15 protein-coding genes and 1 pseudogene are annotated in these 21,828 nt (G+C 72.5%); 10 read left to right on the forward strand and 6 right to left on the reverse strand.

What is annotated here, in order from left to right:
- Positions 1 to 108 precede the first annotated feature (108 nt).
- Together D6270_RS22370 and D6270_RS22375 are read right to left on the reverse strand one after the other, a co-directional pair.
- The gene (locus D6270_RS22370) at positions 109 to 2,757 is read right to left on the reverse strand and encodes a glycosyl hydrolase family 65 domain-containing protein (protein WP_109163819.1); all 2,649 of its coding nucleotides are present in this window, start codon (positions 2,755 to 2,757) and stop codon (positions 109 to 111) included.
- A 341-nt stretch (positions 2,758 to 3,098) separates the two neighbouring features.
- Entirely contained in the window at positions 3,099 to 4,313 is a 1,215-nt protein-coding gene (locus D6270_RS22375) for an erythromycin esterase family protein (protein WP_109163818.1), read from the reverse strand.
- A gap of 79 nt (positions 4,314 to 4,392) precedes the next feature.
- Between D6270_RS22375 and D6270_RS22380 the strand changes: the two genes are divergently transcribed.
- Complete coding sequence (locus D6270_RS22380; RefSeq protein ID WP_109163817.1) at positions 4,393 to 5,139, forward strand: TioE family transcriptional regulator; 747 nt, start codon at positions 4,393 to 4,395, stop codon at positions 5,137 to 5,139.
- Positions 5,140 to 5,301: 162 nt separating this feature from the next.
- On the opposite strand, the gene D6270_RS22385 is transcribed toward D6270_RS22380, so the two are convergent.
- A complete protein-coding gene (locus tag D6270_RS22385) occupies positions 5,302 to 6,468 on the reverse strand; it encodes a threonine synthase (RefSeq protein ID WP_109167308.1) in 1,167 nt (388 codons plus the stop codon).
- A gap of 236 nt (positions 6,469 to 6,704) precedes the next feature.
- On the opposite strand from D6270_RS22385, the gene D6270_RS22390 reads away from it, so the two are divergent.
- Positions 6,705 to 8,294: a S8 family peptidase gene (locus tag D6270_RS22390; protein ID WP_109163816.1), complete on the forward strand. Its 1,590-nt coding sequence runs from the start codon at positions 6,705 to 6,707 to the stop codon at positions 8,292 to 8,294.
- Positions 8,295 to 8,384: 90 nt separating this feature from the next.
- On the opposite strand, the pseudogene D6270_RS22395 reads toward D6270_RS22390, so the two are convergent.
- Positions 8,385 to 9,781 (reverse strand): annotated as a pseudogene (locus D6270_RS22395) (glycoside hydrolase family 18 protein).
- Between the two features lie 352 nt (positions 9,782 to 10,133).
- Between D6270_RS22395 and D6270_RS22400 the strand changes: the two are divergent.
- The 5 genes from D6270_RS22400 to D6270_RS22420 all read left to right on the forward strand — a co-directional run bounded on the left by D6270_RS22400 (position 10,134) and on the right by D6270_RS22420 (position 15,286).
- Positions 10,134 to 10,886 carry a GntR family transcriptional regulator gene (locus tag D6270_RS22400; RefSeq protein ID WP_109163814.1) on the forward strand — a complete coding sequence of 251 codons (753 nt, stop codon included), beginning with the start codon at positions 10,134 to 10,136 and terminating at the stop codon, positions 10,884 to 10,886.
- 238 nt (positions 10,887 to 11,124) lie between these two features.
- Positions 11,125 to 11,325 carry a hypothetical protein gene (locus D6270_RS22405; protein WP_084749037.1) on the forward strand — a complete coding sequence of 67 codons (201 nt, stop codon included), beginning with the start codon at positions 11,125 to 11,127 and terminating at the stop codon, positions 11,323 to 11,325.
- Between the two features lie 166 nt (positions 11,326 to 11,491).
- Positions 11,492 to 11,896 carry an NUDIX hydrolase gene (locus tag D6270_RS22410; protein ID WP_109163813.1) on the forward strand — a complete coding sequence of 135 codons (405 nt, stop codon included), beginning with the start codon at positions 11,492 to 11,494 and terminating at the stop codon, positions 11,894 to 11,896.
- Positions 11,897 to 12,036: 140 nt separating this feature from the next.
- The gene (locus D6270_RS22415; protein WP_109163812.1) at positions 12,037 to 12,525 is read left to right on the forward strand and encodes an ATP-binding protein; all 489 of its coding nucleotides are present in this window, start codon (positions 12,037 to 12,039) and stop codon (positions 12,523 to 12,525) included.
- A gap of 193 nt (positions 12,526 to 12,718) precedes the next feature.
- Positions 12,719 to 15,286 (forward strand): SpoIIE family protein phosphatase, encoded by a 2,568-nt coding sequence (locus D6270_RS22420; RefSeq protein ID WP_204117196.1) that lies wholly within the window; start codon positions 12,719 to 12,721, stop codon positions 15,284 to 15,286.
- 4 nt (positions 15,287 to 15,290) lie between these two features.
- On the opposite strand, the gene D6270_RS22425 is transcribed toward D6270_RS22420, so the two are convergent.
- Positions 15,291 to 16,007 (reverse strand): PspA/IM30 family protein, encoded by a 717-nt coding sequence (locus tag D6270_RS22425; protein WP_109163810.1) that lies wholly within the window; start codon positions 16,005 to 16,007, stop codon positions 15,291 to 15,293.
- Between the two features lie 121 nt (positions 16,008 to 16,128).
- On the reverse strand, positions 16,129 to 18,273 hold the full coding sequence (locus D6270_RS22430) for a TPM domain-containing protein (protein WP_109163809.1): 2,145 nt from the start codon (positions 18,271 to 18,273) through the stop codon (positions 16,129 to 16,131).
- Positions 18,274 to 18,512: 239 nt separating this feature from the next.
- Here D6270_RS22430 and D6270_RS22435 point away from each other — a divergent pair, with 239 nt between their 5' ends.
- From D6270_RS22435 to D6270_RS22440, 3 genes are read left to right on the forward strand one after another with little or no spacing between them, the layout of a single operon-like run.
- Positions 18,513 to 19,733 (forward strand): glycosyltransferase family 2 protein, encoded by a 1,221-nt coding sequence (locus D6270_RS22435; RefSeq protein ID WP_413251939.1) that lies wholly within the window; start codon positions 18,513 to 18,515, stop codon positions 19,731 to 19,733.
- Positions 19,730 to 20,239, forward strand: a complete 510-nt coding sequence (locus D6270_RS34045; protein WP_413251965.1) for a GtrA family protein — start codon at positions 19,730 to 19,732, stop codon at positions 20,237 to 20,239. The genes D6270_RS22435 and D6270_RS34045 overlap by 4 nt, the downstream gene beginning before the upstream one ends.
- A 5-nt stretch (positions 20,240 to 20,244) precedes the next feature.
- Entirely contained in the window at positions 20,245 to 21,756 is a 1,512-nt protein-coding gene (locus tag D6270_RS22440) for a DUF6056 family protein (protein ID WP_109167307.1), read from the forward strand.
- Positions 21,757 to 21,828: the final 72 nt, after the last annotated feature.

Below are 21,828 nucleotides of genomic sequence, written 5' to 3' on the forward strand. Positions count from 1 at the left end.
GCGAGGGGGAAGGCGGACGCCCGGGCCACGGGGAAGGGCTTACGCCCCGCCCCCAGGCGGAGGGCTGACGCCCCCCCGGCCGGAGGGCAGGGCCGAATGCCCTCGGCCCTACCGGCCCGCCTCCACCCTCAGCTCCGTCACCCCCGCCGGCTTCTCCGGGTCCTCGGACCGCACCGTCAGCCGTACCTTCCGGGCCGTGTCGCCCGGCAGGTACGGGCGCCAGAAGCGACCGTCCGCAGAGGTTTCCAACGTGTGAGACGCGGGGGGTACGTCGCTCCAGTGCGGGGTCACCGAGGTGATGCGCAGGGGGTGCGGGCCGAGGTCCACCGTCAGGGTCCCCTCCGCGCCGGCCGGGGACCAGGATGTCGTCGAGGTGCCGTCCACCGCCGCCTCCGCGTAGAGGCCGGGGGTCTCGGACGTGGCCTTCACCGGGCGGCAGCGGGCCGCGTCCGGCGTCGGGATCAGGTCGGGGCGGCGGGTGGGGAGCGCCAGCGCCGAGGTGAGACGGCGCGGGCCCTCCGGCGTGTGGACCGTGAACGGGGTGCCCGACGTCAGGCGGACCGTGCTCGTGCGGGCGCCGATCTCGACCTCGTACGTCGCATCCCGGTAGCGCAGGCCCGTCAGCCGTACGCCCTCGCTCAGCTGGGGCGGCAGCAGCGGGTCCAGGTGGATGCCGTTCTCGCGGAGGCGCAGGCCCGTCAGGCCGTGGGTGAAGACCTGGAGAAAACCGCCCTTCCCGGTCAGGAAGTCCTCGGCCGGAAAGCCTGACAGGGGGTCCTCCGCGCCGGATTTCTCGCCGCGCGCCTCGGAGAACAGGTCGTAGGGGCCGCGAAGATACGGACGTACCGCGCGTTGCAGATACGTGTACGCCGAACAGCCCGGCTCCCCGATCGCCGCCGCGTCGATCGCGTGCACCGAGTCCGTCATCGCGGGGCCGTCCGGGTCGGTGCGGGCCGCGTAGTAGTTCAGGGTGGCGGCAGCGGCGCCGGGCTCCATCGGCCACTCCAGCGGGTACATCAGCAGGACCGTGTCCGCCTGCTTGATCGTGGAGCCGTTGTACCCCGCGTACTGGAGGAAGACCTTCCGGTCGGAGTCGTACGGGATGCGGAGGCCGTCCGCCACCCGGTTCCAGCCCGGCGGCGGGCGATGGCCGAGAAGTTCGGCGGCGCGGGTCGCGTTGCGCAGGGCGGTGGCGGCCACCGCGTTGGTGAAGACGGCGTCGTCCACGCCGTTGCTGTACTCGTCGGGCCCGGCCACGTTCTTGATGGAGTAGCTGCCGTCCGCGTTCGCCGTCGCGCGGGACTGCCAGAACTCGGCGATGCCCCGCAGGAGCGGCCAGCCCCGTGCCGCAAGCCAGTCGCGGTCGCCGGTGGAAAGGTAGAACTGCCAGACGGCGAGCGACACATCGCCCTGGAGGTGGTTCTGGGTCAGGCAGTGCGGCGGGTCCCAGCTCTGGCACTCGGAGTCCATGCGGCCCCGGCTCGCGCTGGTCCAGGGGTAGAACAGGCCCCGGTGGCCGTACTTCTCGGCGTTCGCCCGGGCCGCGTCCCGCGTGCGGTAGCGGTACTCGACGACCGAGCGCGCCAGCTCAGGGCGGGTGGCGAGCAGCCCCGGGAACATCCACGTCTCCGCGTCCCAGAAGATCATGCCCGCGTAGTTGTCGCTGGTCAGGCCCGCCGGGGCGAGGCTGTCCGAGGAGCCGCGCCGGGCGCTCGCCAGCAGGCCGTACTGGGCCGAGCGCAGCCAGCGTTGCAGCTCCGGGTCGCCGGGGGCCAGGACGTCGGCCGACCACGCCTCCCGCCACGCCGCCTCGTTCGCCGCGAACACCCGGTCCCAGCCGCGCCGCGCCGCCCGGTGCGCCGCCTCGCGGGCGTCGTCGGCGGGGGTGGCGGAGGTCAGGGCGGTGTCGACGCCGACGTACTTCTCGAAGGTGTACGTCGACCCCTCGCGCACCGGCGTCGGCTTCGGAGCCGTACGTGACTCCGGGCGCAGCGTCTCCACGACCCCCGAGCCCCGGCGCATCGTCTGCGCCACCGCGCCCTCCACGCCGGTGCCGAGAGTCCTGAACGTGCCGTCCTTGCGCAGCGTGATCCGGCGTGCGCCCCGGTCGTCCAGCCGGCCGGTGACCGTCGCCGTACCGCTCCAGCGCGGGGTCATCCGCAGGCGTACGGCGCCGGTGTGGACATCGGAGCGGTCGGCCAGCACGTCGTACGTCAGGTCCGTGGCCCGGCCGTCCGCCGTCGTCCACCGCAGTGAGGTACGGACGAGGCCGCAGCTGAGGAAGGCCGTCTGCCGGTAGTGCGAGATCCGGCCGGCCGCTGTGTCCGCGCCGAATTTCTCGTTGCCGACCCCCACCTCGATCGTCGTCCAGCTCGGCAGCGCGGCGATCACCTCACGGCCCTCGGAGACCGCCTTGTCCCGCGCGTAGAGCCCCGAGACGAACGCGCCGTCGTAGCGCGGTGTGTAGAGCGGCCACCCCGTCTTCTCGCCGGTGGCCGCGTAGCCGGTGCCGGTGGCGGGGACCCGGTGGCCCAGATAGCCGTTCCCCACGTACGGGTCATAACCCTCCGACTCTCCGAAGCGGGTGGAGGACAAGGCCCAGGTGGGGTCCTGACCGTCCGTGCGGCCGCAGGCGGGTACGGCGGACGGCGGCGGCTTCGGGGTGGCGGCGGCCCGGGAGTGGGGCGGCAGCGGTGCGATCAGGGTGGCTGCGACCAGGGGTGCGAGTGCGAGGAGGGAGATACGCGAGAGGCTCACGGTACGAAGGTAGGGAGGCGGCGGCGGGCGCGCGCGGAACGGCACGCCCGCCCCCGAAACGTGGCGTGAACGCGCCCGCCGGATGGCCCTGTACGGTCCGGAGCCCTCGGAGGCGCTGCCCGTACCGGCGCCCTTGGTGGCTCTGTCCGGTCCGGAGGTCGGTAGCTCTGCTCGTACCGGAGCCTCGGTGGCCCTGTCCGTACCGGAGCCCCCCCGGTAGCTCTGCCCGTACCGGAGCCCTCGGGTGGCCTCTGTTGTTCCGGAGTCGCCGGGCGGTCCTGTGTCCGTTCCGGGACCCGGCTCGCCCTTCCCCTTGCCGGGCCCCCCTTCCGTGACGGCCCTCAGACCTGAGTCACGTCCTTGACGAAGAGCAGGCCGTCCAGCTCTGCCAGCTGCGCCGGGTCCAGGCCGAAGTAGCCGAACCAGGGGGAGACCCGGGGTGCGGGGAGCGCCTTGCCCAGCGTGGTGGCCAACCCGCGCGCGTCCACAAGGCAGCGGTCCTCCGGCAGTGCGTACAGCAGCCCCTCCACCGTCTCCGGCGGCGGGGTGCCCACCCCGTGGTGCCGGATCGTGCCGAGGGCCGTGGCGAGGAAGGCGTACGCCGTCCCCAGGTGTGCGTGCACGATCGACCCCGCGCTCCACCACTCCGGCCGCTCGCCGCCCAGCCGCATCGAACTCTTCTCCCGTTGGAGATGGCTGTTGTGGGCGAAGGCCAGGACCGGGCCGCGTGTGGCCAGGGCGAGCAGGTTCTCGGCCATCAGCTGGTCCCGCACGCCGAGCAGCCGTGTCATGCGGCCGGGTGAGGTGTCGGCCATCCAGGAGTGGTAGCGCAGCAGGCCGGTGGCGGTGCGGCCGTACAGGCGGGCGCGGTCCCATGCCTCCCGTCCGGCCGCCGCGATCAGCTGCGGGGTCCGTTCGTCGAGCAGCGACACCAAGTCATCGGCGATCAGGCGGAGTTCCGCCGCCTCGGGTGACCGTCCGAAGGAGCGGGACGGGTCCGTCATCGCGGCCGGTTCGGTCCAGCGGTCGTCGGGACCGAGCAACTCGTCGAGTCTCCGGGCGGTGCAGGGGAGCAGGCTGTCCGCGTCCAGCCAGGAGGCGAGGTGGTCGTGGAGTGCGGTGAGGGCCTGGCGGGGGCCGGCGGCGCCCGTGATCTCCAGCGGGGCGTCGAAACCGGCGAAGCGGAGGTGGTCGGCGGCGGGGCGGCCGGTGTTGTACTCCCTTGTCCACCGCACGAGTTCACGGTTGGCGGCGGACGCGCCGAACCCGTGGCTGAATCCGTGCTCCATCACCTCGTCCAAGGTGCCCGCACCGCCGGTGACGTAGGCGTCCACGGCCAGGCCCATCAGGCAGTCGCTCTCGATGGCGATCGTCCGGTAACCCTCCTGCTCGACGAGTTGCCGGAAGAGTTCGTTGCGTAGGTCGAGGAGTGTGTCCTCGCCGTGCGTGGGCTCGCCGAGGGCGAGGACGCGGGGGCGGGCCGGGAGCAGTTTCATGACGGCGGCTGCTTCTACGGCATGAGCGGTGGGCGCGATCCGCGCGATGTCACTGACCATGGATTCAACGGTATCGTTGAACCTTCGTTGGAGACTTTCGCGCCGGAAGTGACGAGTGCACCGCGATTCTGGGGTGGGTGTGGGAGAGAACCTTCAAAGTCGGGTGCGCCTTCGGCCCGTCGACCTCGCCCGTCCGTACGGGCTGTCCACCCAGGCCGTACGGAACTACGAGGAGGCCGGCGTCCTCCCGGCCGCCGAGCGCACCGGGAGCGGCTACCGCACCTACACCCCGCTGCACACCCGCGCTCTGGGCACGTTCCTCGCCCTCCTGCCCGGCCACGGCCACCGCACGGCGACCGGCATCATGCGGGCCGTGAACCGGGGTGCGGCCGACGAGGCGTTCCTGCTCGTCGACGAGAGTCACGCCCAGCTCCTCGACGACCGGCGGACCCTGCGCGCGGTGGAGAGCGCTCTGCGTGATCTGGGGCCCGGGGCGACCGGGTCCGGGCCGCCCGAAAGCCCCGCCTCCGCCGACATCTTCATCGGGCCCCTGGCCGCCCGCCTCTCCATCCGGCCCGCCACCCTCCGCAAGTGGGAGGCGGCCGGGCTGGTGCGCCCGCGCCGCGACCCGCTGACCGGGTACCGGGTGTACGGCGAGGCCGACGTGCGCGACGCCCGGCTGGTCCACCAACTCCGGCGCGGCGGCTACCTGCTGGAACAGATCGCCCCGCTGATCGCCCAGGTCCGGGCGGCCGGCGGGCTGGAACCCCTGGAGGCCGCTCTCGGCGACTGGCACTCCCGGCTCGCCGCCCGCGGCCGCGCACTCCTGTCAGGGGCCGCGGAGCTGGACGCTTACCTGGTGGAGCGGGAGGCGTCGGAGGCGTAGCGCGCAAGAGGTGAGCACACCGGGCGCCTCCCGGTGCCCGGTCTCCCGAAGCCCCGTCTACCGGCGTGCCGACTCCACACCCCTCGAAGCCCCGCTCCCCAAACCCGCCTCCCCACGCCCCGCCCCGAAGCTCCACCCCTGACCCGCCCCAACCCGCCGCCCCTAACCCGCCATCCCCGTCTTCACCCCCGCCCCGCACAAAGGCACCACCACGCTCCCCTGCGGCACGTGGGCCGCGCTGTCCCGTACCGCCGCCCAGCACGCCACCCCCGTCGTCTCGACGTAGAACCCGCGCGCCGCCAAGTCCCTCTGGGCGTCCCGGATCTGGTCCTCCGTCACCGTCAGGAACGTGCCGCCCGACGCACGGACCGCCGCCAGGATCTGCCGGGCGCGCGGCGGCTGCGGGATCGCGATGCCCTCCGCCAGGGTCGGCGCGGCCTCCCCGGGGGCGGCGGCGCCCGGCCCGACCCGCAGGTCACGCGCCGGGGCCTCCCCCAGGGCACCCCCACCCGCCACCAGATCCTCCGCCCCCGCCCCGAACGCCCTGGCCAGCGGCGACACCGCCTCCGCCTGTACGGCCACGAGCCGTGGCCGGGTCGTGATCAGTGCCAGCGCGTACAGCTCCTCCGTGGCGAGGGCCGCGCCCAGCAGCAGGGTGCCGTTGCCGACCGGGACCACCAGGGTGTCGGGGAGCCGGCCGCCGAGGTCCTCCCAGAGCTCGTACACATACGTCTTCGTGCCGTGCAGGAAGTACGGGTTGAAGACGTGCGAGGCGTAGAAGACCCCTGGTTCGTCCGCCGCCCCGCGGGCCGCCAGCGCCGTTGCCTCCCGGCCGCCGGGGACGGTCACCAACCGCGCCCCGTGGGCCCGGATCTGCTCGGTCTTCTTGGGGGAGGTGCCCTCGGGGACGTACACCGTGCAGGGCAGCGCCGCCCGTGCGCAGTACGCGGCGATCGACGTGCCCGCGTTGCCGCTGCTGTCGGCCACCACCCGGTCCGGGTTCAGCCGGCGGGCCAGCTCCACGAGCATCACCGCGCCCCGGTCCTTGAAGGAGAGCGTCGGCATCAGGTAGTCGAGCTTGGCCGAGACGGTCTCCGTCAGCGGGACGAGTGGGGTGCGGCCCTCGCCCAGGGAGACCTCTGGGGCGGAGAGCGGCAGGTTCTCTTCGTAACGCCAGAGTGAATGGGCACGTCCGGCAAGCGCCTCCCGGGTGAGTCCGGGGGACGGCCGGAAGTCCAGGTTCCACGGGCCGCGGCAGACCGGACAGCGCCAGGTCAGAGCGGAAGTGGGGGACCGGGTTCCGTCCTGGGGGCAGTGATAGGTGGTCATGGTCGCCAGGATGTCAGGCATATGGCAGATGAATGGCGTGTGTATGGCGCGACCCAAGGCACCCTTGTGGGTTTGCCATGGATCGGTCAATCTTTCGCTGGCAGCAGGGCGTGCCGGTCACGGACGACGCGGAAAGCGGAGCGTTCGGACGGCTGATTTGTCATGCCCCTGTCGGGAGTCTCGCGACTCCGGCACCGCCCCCCACCAGCGCACCGCCTAGGAGGAGGACCCCTCACATGTCAGTGATGCGTCACACCCCCCACGCCCGAAGACTCGCCGCGGCGACCGTCATAGCCACCGCAGCCGCCGTCGCCCTCGCCGCCGCCGGCACCCTCCCGGCGACCGCGGCCGAGAGCGCACCCGAAGGCGTGATTCTGAACGCGGGCGCCCCGGGCACCGTCAGCGACAGCTACATCGTCACGCTGAAGGACTCGGCCGTGAAGTCGGACTCCGCCCAGGGCAAGGCCCTCGCGAAGAAGTACGGCGCGAGCATCGAACGCACCTACCGCTCGGCCCTCAACGGCTACGCGGTCGAGGCCACCGCCGCGGAGGCGAAGAGGTTCGCCGCCGACCCGGCCGTCGCGTCCGTCTCGCAGAACCGCACCTTCACGGTCTCCGCCACCCAGAACAACCCGCCCTCCTGGGGCCTGGACCGCATCGACCAGCGGAACCTCCCGCTGGACCAGCGCTACACCTACCCCGACAAGGCCGGCGAAGGCGTCACCGCCTACGTCATCGACACCGGGGTACGGATCAGCCACAGCGACTTCGGCGGCCGGGCCTTCAACGGCTACGACGCCATCGACAACGACAACGTCGCCCAGGACGGCCACGGCCACGGCACCCACGTGGCGGGCACCGTCGCGGGCAGCGCCTACGGTGTCGCCAAGAAGGCGAAGATCGTCGGCGTCCGCGTCCTCAACAACCAGGGCTCGGGCACGACCGCGCAGGTCGTCGCGGGCATCGACTGGGTGACGGCCAACGCCGTCAAGCCCGCCGTCGCCAACATGAGCCTCGGCGGCGGCGCGGACTCGGTCCTCGACGCGGCCGTGCAGCGGTCCATCAACGCCGGCATCACCTACGCCGTCGCGGCGGGCAACGAGTCGACCAACGCCAACACCAAGTCGCCGGCCCGGGTCGCCGACGCCATCACGGTGGGCTCCACGACCAACACCGACGCCCGCTCCAGCTTCTCCAACTACGGCGCGGTCGTGGACATCTTCGCCCCCGGTTCCTCGATCACCTCGGCGTGGAACACCAGCGACAGCGCCACGAACACGATCTCCGGTACGTCGATGGCCAGCCCGCACGTCGCCGGCGCAGCCGCGCTCTACCTCGCCGACAACCCGGGCTCCACCCCCGCCCAGGTCTCCGCCGGTCTCGTCGCGGCGGCCACCACGGGCGTCGTCGGCAACCCGGGCAGCGGCTCCCCGAACCGCCTGCTGTACGTCGGCACCGGCAGCACCAACCCGCCGGAGCCGGGGCAGAAGTTCGAGAACACCACCAGCTACCCGATCAACGACAACTCCACGGTCGAGTCGCCGGTCACCGTCAGCGGGATCACCGGCAACGCCCCGTCGGCGCTGAAGGTCCCGGTCAACATCTCGCACACCTACATCGGTGACCTGCGGATCGACCTGGTCGCGCCCAACGGCACGGTCTTCAACCTGAAGGCGTTCGGCTCCGGCGGCAGCGCCGACGACGTGGTCACCACGTACACGGTCAACGCCTCGTCGGTCGCGGCCAACGGCATCTGGAAGCTCCGGGTCGCCGACAACGCGCGAGCCGACACCGGCCGGATCAACAGCTGGGGTCTGCAGTTCTGATCCCCGCGTCCCGGCGGTGAACCGGTGACATGACGTCGGGGCGGTCGCAGCACCACGCGACCGCCCCGACCTCCTTTCGTCCAGGCCCGGTTACCGCCGGTTGAGCCCGCGGTCGACGGTGGTGACCAGCTCACCGTCGTCCGTGTCCCCGTCCAGCGACCAGAACATCGCGCCACCCAGGCCCTTGTCCCGGATGTACGAGGTCTTGGCGCGCAGCACCTGCGGGTCGTCGTAGGTCCACAGGGTGGTCCCGTCGAAGAGCCAGGCGTGGCCGTTCCTCGTGTCCCGGTGGACCGTGAACGTGCCGGACTCCGCCAGCTTCTTCAGGACCTTGTAGTCCTCGTAGCCGTTCGCCCAGGTGGCCGGAGCCGGGCCGGTGGCCGGCTGGCCGAGGCCCTTGCCGCCGCCGCTCACTCCGGTCCAGCCCTGGCCGTACGTCGGCATGCCCACCACGAGCTTGTGCTTGGGGGCGCCGCGCTTGACCCAGTCCCGGACGGTCTGGTCGACGCTGAAGTCGTCCTTCGCGTACAGCGCCGACTGCTGCGCCGTCTTCTTCTCGCCCGACACGTGGTAGTCGTAGCCCTGAAGGTTGACGAAGTCGAAGTCCTTCATCAGGCGCTTCACGTCGAAGCCCGCGTCGATCGCCTTCGGGTTGGCCGGGACGTACGCCGACAGGTCGTAGTGCTTGGGCTTCGGCTTGTGGTGCCCGTGGCCCTTGCCCTTGGCGGCCTTCGCCCGGCTCTTCGCGTACGCGTCCAGCTGCGTGCGGAACTCGCCGATCAGAGCGGTGAAGTTCTTCTTGTCCTCCGGGCGGAAGACCGTGCCCTCGTTGGCCGCCGAGCCGGGCCACTCCCAGTCGACGTCGATGCCGTCGAAGACACCGGCCGCCGCGCCCTGGCCGCCACGCACCCCGTCCTGGGGCAGGTTGCCCTTGATGTACAGGTCGATGCAGGAGGCGACGAGCGCCTTGCGGGAGGCCGCCGTGCGCACCGAGTCGGAGAAGTGGGTGGACCAGCTCCAGCCGCCGAGCGAGATCATGACCTTGAGGCCGGGGTTCTTGGCCTTCAGCTTGCGGAGCTGGTTGAAGTTGCCCGCGAGCGCCTGGGTGTCGGTGTCGGCGACGCCGTCCACCGAGTTCGCCGCGTCGAGCGGGCGGGCGTAGTCCGCCCAGGCGTCGGCCTGCCCGGCGATGTTGCCGGTGAAGCACTTGCCCTCGGCGCTGACGTTGCCGAAGGCGTAGTTGATGTGGGTCAGCTTGGCCGCGGACCCGCTGGTCTGCAGGTCGTTGACCTGGAAGTCGCGCCCGTAGACGCCCCACTGGGTGAAGTAGCCGATGTTCTTGTACGCGGGCGGTGGTGGCCCTTGGAGCGGTCGCCGCCGCTGCTCCGGCCTTGGTCCGGGCCGGCCACGGCGGCCGGGGCGGCACTCGCCAGCAGGGCGAAGGTGACGCCCGCGATGGTCAGTCGGGACAGGTTTCTTCGGGGCATGAGGCTCGTTCCTGTGCGTGATCCGGTACGGAAGGGACGTGCGGATGCGGAAGGGACATGTGGAGCCGTGCTGTGCACAGGAAGGTATTGGTCTGGACCAAAAATGGTCAAGAGTATGGTCAGGAGTCCGGGAGTTGTGGCTCTCTGTCGCTGTGTCGTTCAGGGGGGTTCGGGGCAGGTTCGTGGCGGGCCCGGGGTGGCGAATGTCCGGGAACCGCTCTGGCGCTCGCGGTCGATCCATGCATGATCCACCGCACTGTCATCACATTGAGTGAAACCCTGGCCCATGCTTGCGGTGCACAACCCACGGTTGTCAGGCTGTTGCAGACTGTCAACCTGTTGGGAGTGGCCTGTGACTTTCGGTGAGCAGCCCGCCTATCTGCGCGTGGCGAGCGATCTGCGGGAGAAGATCGTGAACGGCGCGCTGCCGCCCCATACCCGCCTGCCGTCGCAGGCCCGCATCCGGGAGGAGTACGGGGTCTCGGACACCGTCGCCCTGGAGGCGCGCAAGGTCCTGATGGCCGAGGGGCTGGTGGAGGGCCGCTCGGGCTCCGGTACGTACGTCCGCGAGCGCCCCGTCCCCCGCATGATCGCCCGCTCCGGGTACCGGCCGGGGAAGGGGGCCAGCCCGTTCCGCCAGGAGCAGACCGCCGACGGGGTGCGCGGCACCTGGGAGTCGCGCAGCGAGCAGGAGGGGGCGAGCGCCGAGGTCGCCGAGCGGCTCGGTATCGAGGCGGGCGACCGGGTCATGCGGACGCATTACGTGTTCCGGGAGGCGGGTGAGCCGATCATGCTCTCCACCTCCTGGGAGCCCCTTTCTGTCACCGGGCGTACGCCGGTGATGCTCCCTGAGGAGGGTCCGCTGGGCGGCTGCGGGGTGGTCGACCGGATGGCGGCCATCGACATCGTCGTGGACAACGTGGCGGAGGAGGTCGGTGCGCGCCCGGGGCTGGCGGAGGAGTTGCTGGCGCTCGGCGGGGTGCCTGGTCATGTGGTCATCGTGATCGGGCGTACGTACTACGCCTCGGGACGTGCTGTGGAGACGGCCGACGTGGTGGTGCCCGCCGATCGCTACCGGGTCGCTTATCACTTGCCGGTCAGATGAGTTGACGCCCCGTCGGGCCGGGCGGTGGGTCCGGGACCAGGGGCGATGATGCCGTGAAGGGGGCGCATCCAGCGGATGCGCCCCCTTCGTCATGGCCGGATGTGTATCTCTTTGTGCAAAGCCGCCTGCGCTGAGTGAAGGTCAGGCGTACGCTCGGGCATATGCGTACTGCGGTTTCCTGGGGATCCTTAGAGACGTGCGCGCCGGTGACGTGTGCGCCGGCGGAAAGAGGGGCGACATGCGGGGGAGCGACACGATGAGCGACAGCGGTGCCGTGCTCCCGTGGCTGGTGATACGGCAGGACGACAGCGGCAACCGCTATCGCGTCGGCAGATATGCCACACAGGCCGAGGCGCAGAAGGTCGCGGACGGCCTCGACGACCGCAAGCACCGCCAGGTCTACCGGGTGGAGCGCATGGGCCAGGGCGGCCGGCCCTGAAGGGCTGAGGGCCGGAGTGCCGGAGGGCCTGGAGGCCCGGAGTGCTTGAGGGCCCGAGGGGTGAGGCTCCCGCCTGATACGTCCCGGGACCCTGCCGCACGCGCGGTAGGGTCCCGCCCGTCCGGGGCGAGCGCCCCGGGCGCGGCGAGCGAGCGAGGGCGGAGCGGTGGAACCGGTGCTGATCGACACGGTGGCCTGGGTGCGGATCGAGGGCGGCAGGATTCTCTGTGCCCGCCCCCAGGGCAAGGACGTCTTCTACATCCCGGGCGGCAAGCGCGAGGGCGCCGAGACCGATCGGGAGACCCTCCTGCGCGAGATCGAGGAGGAGCTGACGGTCGCCCTGCTCCCGGAGACGGTCCTCCACGCCGGTACGTACGAAGCACACGCCCATGACGGTCCGGGCGCCCCCCTCGTCACGATGAGCTGCTACTACGCCGACTATCGCGGGACCCTGGCCGCGAGCAGCGAGATCGAGGAGGTGGCGTGGTTCTCCTACGCCGACCGTCCCCGCGTGCCACCGGTCGACCAGCTCCTCTTCGACGACCTCGCGGCCGCGGGCGAGCTGCGCTGATCCCCGCCGTGCGGCGGGCGGCGCCACGTACCCCCGTCTGCACCAAACGCAGGCCTCCGCGGTAGTAAGCAATAAATGGTGGGTATGGGCTATTTAGTCCCTATTTATCTATGCGGTGAGCCCGTGGCTGTCCCTGGGAAGTGATCGGCGTGATCGATACCGAAGGCGACTGCGCCGAGTGGGCCTTCCCGGCCCAACCCGGTTCCGTGCGCAGCGCCCGGCACGCCGTCCGCGACGCCCTGGACTGCTGGGGCCTGGACACGACCGTCGGTGACCTCGCCGTTCTGCTGGTCAGCGAGCTGGTCACCAACTCCCTGCGGTACGCCTCCGGCCCCATCGGCGTCCGGCTGGCGCGCACGCGCCCGCGTGCCGGGAGCAACGGGGCCGGTGGGCTGACCGGAGACTTCGCCACCGACCTCCGGCTCACCGTCGACCCCCCTCCCGCCACCCCCGGACTGCTGGTGGAGGTCTCCGATCCGCTTCCGGATCCACCCACCGAACGCAGTGCGGGACCCGATGACGAGGGTGGCCGGGGACTGCAGCTCGTGGCTTGTTCCGCACGCCGTTGGGGGACCCGTCGAGGAAAGAGTGGCAAGACGGTGTGGTTCGAGCTCGCTCTCCCTGGTTAGGAGTGGGGAGGGACGCACAGCGATCACCAGAGGTCGGGCAGAACCTGGCTGAAAGGGACTGAGACCTTGCTGTGATCGTGAACGCCGTGTCGGTCGGGGCCGTAGTGCTGAATACTGCGGGCAGGACCGGTCCGGTGTGTGAGCTGGAGGGGACGGTCGCGTGAGCGAAATACCTGGGACAACGGGCGACGTCGTGTGGCAGAGCAGTCCGCCCGGTTCGATCTACGACTACATCAGGGTCGCCTCCTTCTCGATCGGCCCCGACGGTCTGATCGAGCAGTGGAGCCGCCGGGCCGCCGGTCTCTTCGGCATGGCCGCGGACGAGGCGATCGGGCGTGACCCGGTCGAGGCCTTCATGCCGGCCGAGCTGCGCGCGGACGGTCACCGCCGCGTCGGTGAGATCCTGGACGGCCGGGAGTGGACGGGCCTCGTCCCGTTCCGGATGCCGGGCGAGGGCGGTGCGCACGGGCTCGCCGAGGTCTATGTGATGCCCAGTGAGACCGCGGACGGTGAGCGGGCCGCGCTCTGCATCGTCGTGGACGTCCGGGCGTTGCGGAGGATCGAGACCGATCTCGCCGCCTCGCAGGCCATATTCGGCCAATCTCCTTTCGGCTTCGTGCTGTTCGGTACGGACTTCACCGTCGTACGGGCCAACCAGCGCTTCGCCACCGTCTTCGGCGGCGCGGCCGACGACCACCGGGGCCGCACGGTCGACGACTACCTCCCGGGCCCCGAGGCCGAGCGGCTGGCCGCCACCCTGAAACGCGTCCTGGAGACCGGCGAGTCCGTCACCGACCTCCAGCTGGTCGGGCCCACCCCCGGCGGGGCCGGCCGCCGCCACTGGTCCATGAACCTCTACCGGGTGCACAGCGGCGCGGGCCGCCCCGTCGGCGTCGCCGGTCTCGCCACCGATGTCACCCGCCGCCACATCGCCGCCCGTGAGGCCGCCAGCGCCCGCCGCAACCTGGCCCTCCTCAACGAGGCCAGCGCCCGTATCGGCAACTCCCTGGACCTGGAGACCACCGCCCGCGAGCTCCTCGACGTCGCCGTCCCCGGCTTCTGCGACCTGGCCGCCGTCGACCTCTACCAGGGCCTGCTCACCGGCGAGGAGGCCGCGCCAGGATCCTGGGCGCCCCCGCACCGCGAGTCCGGCGGCGGCTCGGCCGAGCTGCGCCGGGTCGCCCACGCCAGCGCCGTCGCCGACGCCCTGCCGACCGCCGTGGCGGGCAGCGGCTCCCTGGGCCCCCACGACCTGCCGCCCGCGCTCGGCTCGGTCCACCGCTTCCCCTTCGGCTCGCCCTGCGCCATCGCCCTGCGCTCGGGCCACGTCGAGGACGTCCCCGGCGACGACATGGGGTTCGTGCAGTCGACGCTCGCCGTGCCGATGGTGGCCCACGACACCGTCGTCGGCCTGGTGCAGTTCTCCCGTACGAAGGGGAGCGAGCCGTTCGGCGAGCGGGACCGGGCGCTCGCCACCGAACTGGCCGCCCGCGCCGCCGTCTGCATCGACAACGCCCGCCTCTACCGCCGCGAGCACGAACGCGCCCTGATCCTCCAGCGCAGCCTGCTGCCCCCCGGCGACCCCGAGGCCGCCGGACTCGACATCGCCTGCCGCTACCTCCCCGGCAACACCGCCACCGAGGTCGGCGGCGACTGGTTCGACGTCATCGAACTGCCCGGACACCGCACCGCCCTGGTCGTCGGCGACGTCATGGGCCGGGGCCTGCGCGCCGCCGTCGCCATGGGCGAACTCCGCACCGCCGTACGGACCCTGGCCCTCCTCGACCTCGAACCCGCCGAAGTCCTCTCCGCCCTCGACGAGGTGGCGCGCGGCCTCGGCTCGCCGGGCGGTGGCGAGCGCAGCGAGGGGCTCGGCGGCAGCGGGGGCGCCCAGTGGCCCTCCCGCGCCGCGCAGAAGTCGCGGGAGGCGGACCTCTCCGAGGTGTACCTCGCGACCTGTGTGTACGCGGTCTACGACCCGGTCACCCGACGCTGTACGTTCGCCAACGCCGGCCACCTCCCCCCGGCCGTGGTCGAACCCGGCAGGCCCGCCCGGCTCATCGACGTACCGCCGGGGATGCCGCTGGGCGTCGGTGGCGAGCCGTTCGAGGAGGTGGAGGTGGAGCTGGCCGAGAACGCCCTGCTCACCCTCTACACCGACGGGCTCGTCGAATCCCGCGACCAGCCTCTCGACGAAGGCCTGGACGCCCTGCGCTCCGTGCTCACCGGACCGCAGATGCCCTTGGAGGACGCCTGCGACTTCGTCCTCTCCACCCTCGACACCCGGCACGGCGAGGACGACATCGCCCTGCTGATGGCCCGTATCCAGGGGCTGCCCGGCGAGGCGGTCGGGGACTGGACGCTGCCGCGCGAACCGCGTTCGGTGGGGCGCGCCCGCGAGCTGGCCCGCTCCCAGCTGATGGCCTGGGACCTCGACGACCTGGTCGACACCACCGAACTCCTCGTCAGCGAGCTGGTCACCAACGCCCTGCGGTACGGCGAGGGCGAGATCCGGCTCCGGCTGCTGCGCGACCGCACCCTGGTCTGCGAGGTGTGGGACGCCGGACTCGTCCAGCCGCGCCGCCGCCGGGCCCGCGACACCGACGAGGGCGGGCGCGGGCTCCAGCTGGTCGGCCTGCTCAGCGCGGCGTGGGGCTCACGCCGGACCCCGCGCGGCAAGACCGTCTGGTTCGAACTGGCCCTGCCGACCGGGGCACCGGCCGCCGAGCTCTCGGTGGAGCAGCTGCTGAGCATGTACTGAGCCGCTAGGAGCCACTCGCCTTCAGGGCCGCCAGCCGGGCCTCCACCTCCGCGCCGGCGCCCAGGCTGTCCAGCTGCTCGAACTGCGCGTCCAGCGAGGAGGCGGCCAGCTCCTGCTTGCCCAGCGCCCGGGCCTCCTCGCGCCGCACCTTCTCCTCGAAGCGGCTCAGCTCGCTCGTCGGGTCCAGGACGTCGATGTTCTTCACGGCGTCCATCATCCGGTTCTGCGCCTGCGCCGACGTGGCCCGCGCCACCAGCTCGTCGCGCTTGGCCTTCAGCTCGGAGAGCTTGGCCTTCATCTGGTCCAGCCCCGCCCTGAGCTTGTCCACCACCTCGGTCTGGGAGGCGATCGTCGGCATCGCCGTGCTCGCCTCCTGCTCGGACCGGAGCTGCCGGCCCAGCGCCACCTTGGCCAGGTTGTCGAACGTGTCCGCCTCCGCGCCCGACCCCGCCCCGCGCAGCTCGTCGGCCTTCCGGCTGGCCGCCAGCGCCTTGGAGCCCCACTCGGCGGCCGCCTCCACATCCTCCTTGTGGTCCTGCTCCATCAGCCGCAGGTTGCCGATGGTGGCGGCCACCGCCTGCTCGGCCTCCGCGATGTTGCTGGTGTAGTCGCGGATCAGCTGGTCCAGCATCTTCTGCGGGTCCTCCGCCTGGTCCAGCAGGGCGTTGATGTTGGCCTTGGCCAGCTGGGTGACGCGGCCGAGTACGGTCTGCTTGGTCATGGCACGGCTCCTTGGGATTCGAGAACAGCTGCGTTGTGGTGTGTGCCGGTCGTTCGGAGAGGCCGCCCCGCCGGTGCGGCCAGGGGCGTTCGGGGAGGGCCGCCGGTGCGGCCCGGATCGTTCAGAAGCGCCCGCCACCGCCTCGGCGCCCCCGTGTGCCGCCCCCGCCGAAGCTGCCGGGCCCGGCGCCGAAACCGCCGGACCGGCCGCCGCCTCCGTACCCCCCGCCGAGGCCGCCGCCCATGCCGCCCCGGCCGCCTCCGCCGCCGAACAGCCCGCCGAGGATGATCCCGCCGAGCACCGCCCCGCCCATCCCGCCTCCACCCCGCATCCGGCCGCCGGACCCGCCGAAGCCTCCCGGTCCCTGCGGCCCCTGGAAGCCCCGTACGTCCTGCGCGGCCAGCTCCAGCGCCTGCCGGGCCAGCGCGTCCGCCTGCTGGGCCTCGCCCAGGGCGCCCTGGGCGTCGGCGTCGGCCAGCTGCCGGGCCTGCTCCCAGCGGCGCTGGGCCTCCGCCAGCCGGGTACGGGCCGGGGCGCCGACCGCGCCCCGGTGGGTGGTGATGTAGTCGGCCGCGGCCCCGATCGCGGAGCGGGCGGTGAGCATCGCCTGGTCCAGGAGCGAGCGCGCCCGCCGGCCGCCCGCCTCCTGCTCCCGGGCCCCGGCGAGCGCCTCGTCCAGCGCCGCGTCGGCCTCCTCCACCCGGCGCAGCGCGTCGACCGGGTCGTACGGCCCGGCCGCCATCGCCTCCCGTACGTCGGTGAGTACGGCCTCGGCGCGGGCGATCCGGCCCCGCAGGTCGGCCGTGGAGGTGGCCTGGGCGGTCCCTTCGAGGAGGCCGCGCGCGTCGGCGAGATCGGTCTCCGTCTCGGTGAGGGCGGCGGGCAGCTTCCCGGCCGCCTCGGCCAGCTCCGCCGCGCGCCGGTCCACCGCGTCGATGAGGGTGCCCGCCTGGCCGACCGCGCCCTCGGTGGCCCGGATGTAGACGGCGGCCCGGGCGTGGTCGGTGGAGCCGACCGCCTGCCGGGCCTGGTCCAGGGCGGAGCCGGCGAAGGCGAGCCGGTCCTCGGCCTGGCCGACAGCGCCCGCGACGGGGGCGGCGGCCCCGTCCCCGTACCGCTCACGCATCCCCGTGACCGTCGCCTCGGCACCCGGGACGCGCCCCGTGAGCGAGCTGTACGTGGTCGCGACGGCGGCCAGGGCCTGCGGGGCGTCGCGCTCCAGGGCGCGCAGCCGGTCGAAGTCCTCCGCGACGGCGTCGAGGCCCTCGTCGGCGGCCGTGCACCGGGCGAGGATCTCCTCCAGCATCCGGCGCCGGGTGGCGTCGTCCTCGGGGAAGGCGTCGTCGAGCTGCTGGCGCAGCCGGAACGACCGGGTCAGCTCGTCCTTGGCCCTGGCCACCGCCTCGGTGAACGGCTTCGCCGCCTCCTCGCCGAACTGGGCGGTCGCGAAGCCGAGTTCCTCCTCGCTCGTACGGACCGCGTCGTCGGTGTCGACGAGCAGCTGCTTCGCCCGCGCGTCCAGCTCCTCCAGCGGGACCGGCCCGTCCGCCGTTCCCGCGCCGCGCCCCCAGCCGGTGGCGGCCGGGGTGGTGCGGGTCGTGGAGCGCCGCTTGCGCCGGGTGTACGCGAACACGGCGAGCGCCCCCGCGCCCCCGACGACGACCACCGGCAGGATGAGGTCGCCCGCACCGGAGGGGCCGGAGGCGCCGGTGCCGGGGTCGCTGGGGCCCGGGGTGATGGCGGGAGCGGTCACGGGCCGCCCGGCCAGGGTGGAGGCGTACCCGTCCGCCGCCCCGATCGCCGCCCCCGCCCAGTCGTCTTCGCGCAGCGCGGGTTCGATCGCGGTGGACGCCACCTCGCGCAGCTGCTCGTCGGTGAGCCGGGAGCCCGCGTCCACGGAGTAGGCGTACTGCCGGTCGTGGGTGGCGACGGAGAGCAGCACATCGTCCTGGCCGAGCCCGTTGCGGTTGGCGGTCTCGTCGCTCCAGGTCTGCCCGGAGCGCCCGGAGAAGTCGCGTACGTAGACGACGAAGAGCTGGATGCGCCGCTCGGCGTAGAGCCGGTCGAGGGCGTCGTCCACCGCACCGTCCCGGTCCTGGAGGGCGCCCACCTGGTCGGTGATCTGGCCGTCCCGGGAGAGCTCCACCGGGTCCTCCGCGCGCGCCTGAACCGCTGCGGGCACGGCGAGCCAGCATGCGGCGAAGAGCGTGGTGAGCAGGCCGGAGAGCAGGGCCCTGCCGGGCGCGGAGCTCCGGATACGGTCCACGGATGGCGTCACGTCTGCGAGGTTATGTCCGCCTATCGGACCCCGCGACCCGGAGTTCCGGCGGCCTCGGTGCCGCCCTCGGGTGTCTGCGCTGTTCGGATGAAAGGGTGCTGCGGCTCGCGCGTCCGGGGCGGCAAGGCCCGGTCTCCCTCACCCGATGGGCAAACCTAGGGAAAAGTGTGCAAAGCATCCCTATGTGATGTAAGTGACCGGCCGCCGCCGAAGTCCGGAGGTTTCCCGTGAACGGCCTTCAGCTCTCCGTCGTCGTGCCGTGTTTCAACGAGGCAGAGGTGCTCGGCACCTTCCACACCGCCCTGCTCACCGTCCTCGAAGGGCTCGGCGCCCCCTTCGAGATCTGTTACGTGGATGACGGCAGCGGCGACACCACCCGCGAACTCCTCGGCGCCCTCGCCCTGCGTGACGAGCGCGTCCACTACACCGCCTTCAGCCGCAACTTCGGCAAGGAGGCCGCCATGCTCGCCGGTCTGCGCATGTCGCGCGGCGCGGCGGTGGTCATCATGGACGCCGACCTCCAGCACCCGCCCGAGCTGATCCCCCGCATGCTCGAACTGCACCGGCACGGCTACGACCAGGTCATCCCGCGCCGCGACCGGGCGGGCGAAGGCGTGGTGCGCTCCACGCTGAGCCACACGTACTACGCCCTGGTGCGGCGGTGCATGGACGTGGAGCTCATCGACGGCTCGGGCGACTTCCGGCTGCTGTCGCGGCGGGCCGTGGAGAGCGTCCTCTCCCTCCCCGAGAGCAACCGCTTCTCCAAGGGGATCTTCTCCTGGATCGGCTTCGACACGGTCAGCTTCCGCTACCGCAACAGCGAGCGGGTGGCCGGCCGGTCCAAGTGGGGGAGCCGACGGCTGCTGAACTACGGCATCGACGGCCTCCTCTCCTTCAACAACCGCCCCCTCCGCCTCGCCATCTACACCGGCTTCTGGGTCTTCGTCTCGGCATTGGCGTACGCGCTGTGGACGGTGATCACCGTGGTCCTGCACGGTGCGGACACCCCGGGGTACGCCACCCTCCTCACCGCCGTCGTGGCGCTGGGCGGCATCCAGCTGGTCACCCTCGGCGTCATCGGCGAGTACGTGGGCCGCATCTACCACGAGGCGAAACACCGCCCGCCGTACGTGGTGCGGGAGACCGACGCGACCTGCCGGACCCGGCCGGAGCGCGGCCTGCCGACCGGGACGCCGGTCATCGGGGAGCCGGGAGGGACGGGAGGGACGGGAGGGACGGGAGAGCTGAGAGGAAGGGGAGAGCCGGGAGAGCGGGGAGAGCCGGGGGAGCTGGGGCGGCTGCGAGGACCGGGGGAGTCCGCAGGCCAGGGCGGCCCGCTGATCAGGGGCGTTCCGGCACCCGGTCCCGTACGGCCCGCCAGTTCGCCAGCTTCGTCCTCGTCGGCTGCGTCAACACCGTCGTCTACCTGGGCGTCTACGCCTCGCTGAACCGCTGGATCCCCTACCTCGTGGCCCACGTCCTCGGCTACGCGGTCAGCATCGTCTGCTCCTTCCTCCTCAACTCCTACGTCACGTGCCGGACGAAGCCGACCTGGCGCGGGTTCGTCCGCTATCCGGTCTCCAGCCTGGCCAACCTGGTGGCGTCCGGAGCACTGCTCTACGGCGCGGTCACCGGTCTCGGGATGGACAAGAACCTCGCCGCGCTGGCGGCCGGGGTGATCGTCACGCCGGTCTCGTTCCTGCTGGCGCGGTGGGCGATCATGTCGGGCCGCCGCGACCAGGCCGCCGCGGCTAAGGGGACACCCGACGTGCCCCAGGCCCCCGGAGCCCCCGAAGCCTCAACAGCACCAGAGGCCCCCACAACCCCCCAGGTCTCCGCGCCGGACCGGTCGGCCCAGCCGCCGCACGGCCGCCCGGTGGCTGCGGACCGGCCGCTCGCACCGAGGGCGACCGCCTCCTCCCGTACCTCCGTGCGCTCCTCCGAGGACCGGTGAGCACCGTGGAGACCGACGTCACCCAGGAGACCGCTGTGCCGGACAAGTCCGGGGAGGCCAGGGAGGACAGGGGAGGGCGGCCGGCACGCGACGCCCGCCCCCGGAGCGTGCTCTGGGTGAGCGCCCTCGCGCTCCCGCCCCTCGCCCTGCTCGCCGCCGCGTCCTGGTTCGGCCGGTGGGTGCGGCCCAGCGCCGACGACTGGTGCTTCCTCCCTCTCGTACGGGACGAGGGGATCACCGGCCTGGTCGGGAAGTTCTACTTCGACGACAACGGACGGGTCGCCAACGCGTTCCTGGTCGGAACGTACGCGAAGTTCCAAGTCGCCGGACACCAGTGGTACCCGGCGGTGAGCGGGGTCCTGATCCTCGCGGTCCTGTGGGCGGTGGCCGTCGTCGCGCTGCGCAGGGGCGGCATCACGGTGCCGCGCGGGCTGCCGCTGCTGGTCGCGGCGATGGTGACCGCACTGTTCCTGTTCGTCACGCCGAACACGTACAAGACGTTCTACTGGCCCGCCGCCTCGGTCTCGCATACCCTGCCGCCGGTCCTGGCCTGCGCCGCTCTGATCCCGCTGCTGCTCGCCCGCACCCGCCGGGGCCGGGGTCCCGCCCTCGCCGCCGTCCTGTTCGCGGGCGCGTTCCTCGCCACCCTCTCGGAGGAGACGGCGATCGTGGTGGTGCTGGTGCTGCTGGCCACGCTGGTCGTGAGCGGCCGGGTGGTCGCCGCGCCCGCCCGGGGGTTCGTCCGCCTGTGGTGCGGGGCGGGCATCGCCGGAACGGTGGCGGGCGGCCTCGTCCTCATCACCTCGCCCGGCTCCCGCCACCGCCGCGAGCGGTTCGGGGCGGAGACCACGTCGCTGCTCGCCCCCGACTCGCTCGCCGCCTCCCTGCGCGCCTTCGCGGAGATCACCGTCCAGACGGTCACGACCTGGCAGTACGCCGGCGGGCTCGCGGTCGGCATCCTGCTCGGCCTGCTCTGCGGCCGCCGCGACGGACGCACCCCCGCCCCGCCCGCCCACTGGCCGCTGCTGGCCTGGACCGGCCTGCTGACCCTGCTGCTCTCCGGCTACCTGTGCACGGTGATCGCCTACCCGGTCTTCCAGGACCGGGTGAGCGACCCGGGCGCCAACCGCCTGTGGAACGACTACCTCCTGCTGTACGTGGTCCTCCTCGTCGCGGCCGGGGCGCTGACCGGCCTCGCGGTACGGCAGTACGTACGCCGTACGGCCCCGGTGAAGGCCGTGTGCGCCGCGCTCTGCGTGCTGGTCTGCTTCGGACCGGCCGTCTCGCTGCTCACCCTGGACACCGGCATGCGGGCGCGCGCGGAGAAGTGGGACGCGCAGGACCGGCGGCTGCGGGAGGGGGCGGCGGACGGTGAGCGGGTGATGCCGTACGAACGGCTGGTGATCAGCGCCATGCTGGAGCCGTTCAGCGGGGGCGGCACCCGGTACTGGCCGGGCGGGTGCGTGGCGGACTTCTACGGGCTGGAGCGGGTGACGGACGGTTCGCGGACGCCCTGAGCGGCAGGGCCCCTGACCGACGATCGCCTCGATGCCACCCTCTCCGCCTACTGTCGTACCGACCCACGGCTC

The sequence above is a fragment of the Streptomyces griseus subsp. griseus genome (assembly GCF_003610995.1).
Taxonomy (GTDB): Bacteria; Actinomycetota; Actinomycetes; order Streptomycetales; family Streptomycetaceae; genus Streptomyces.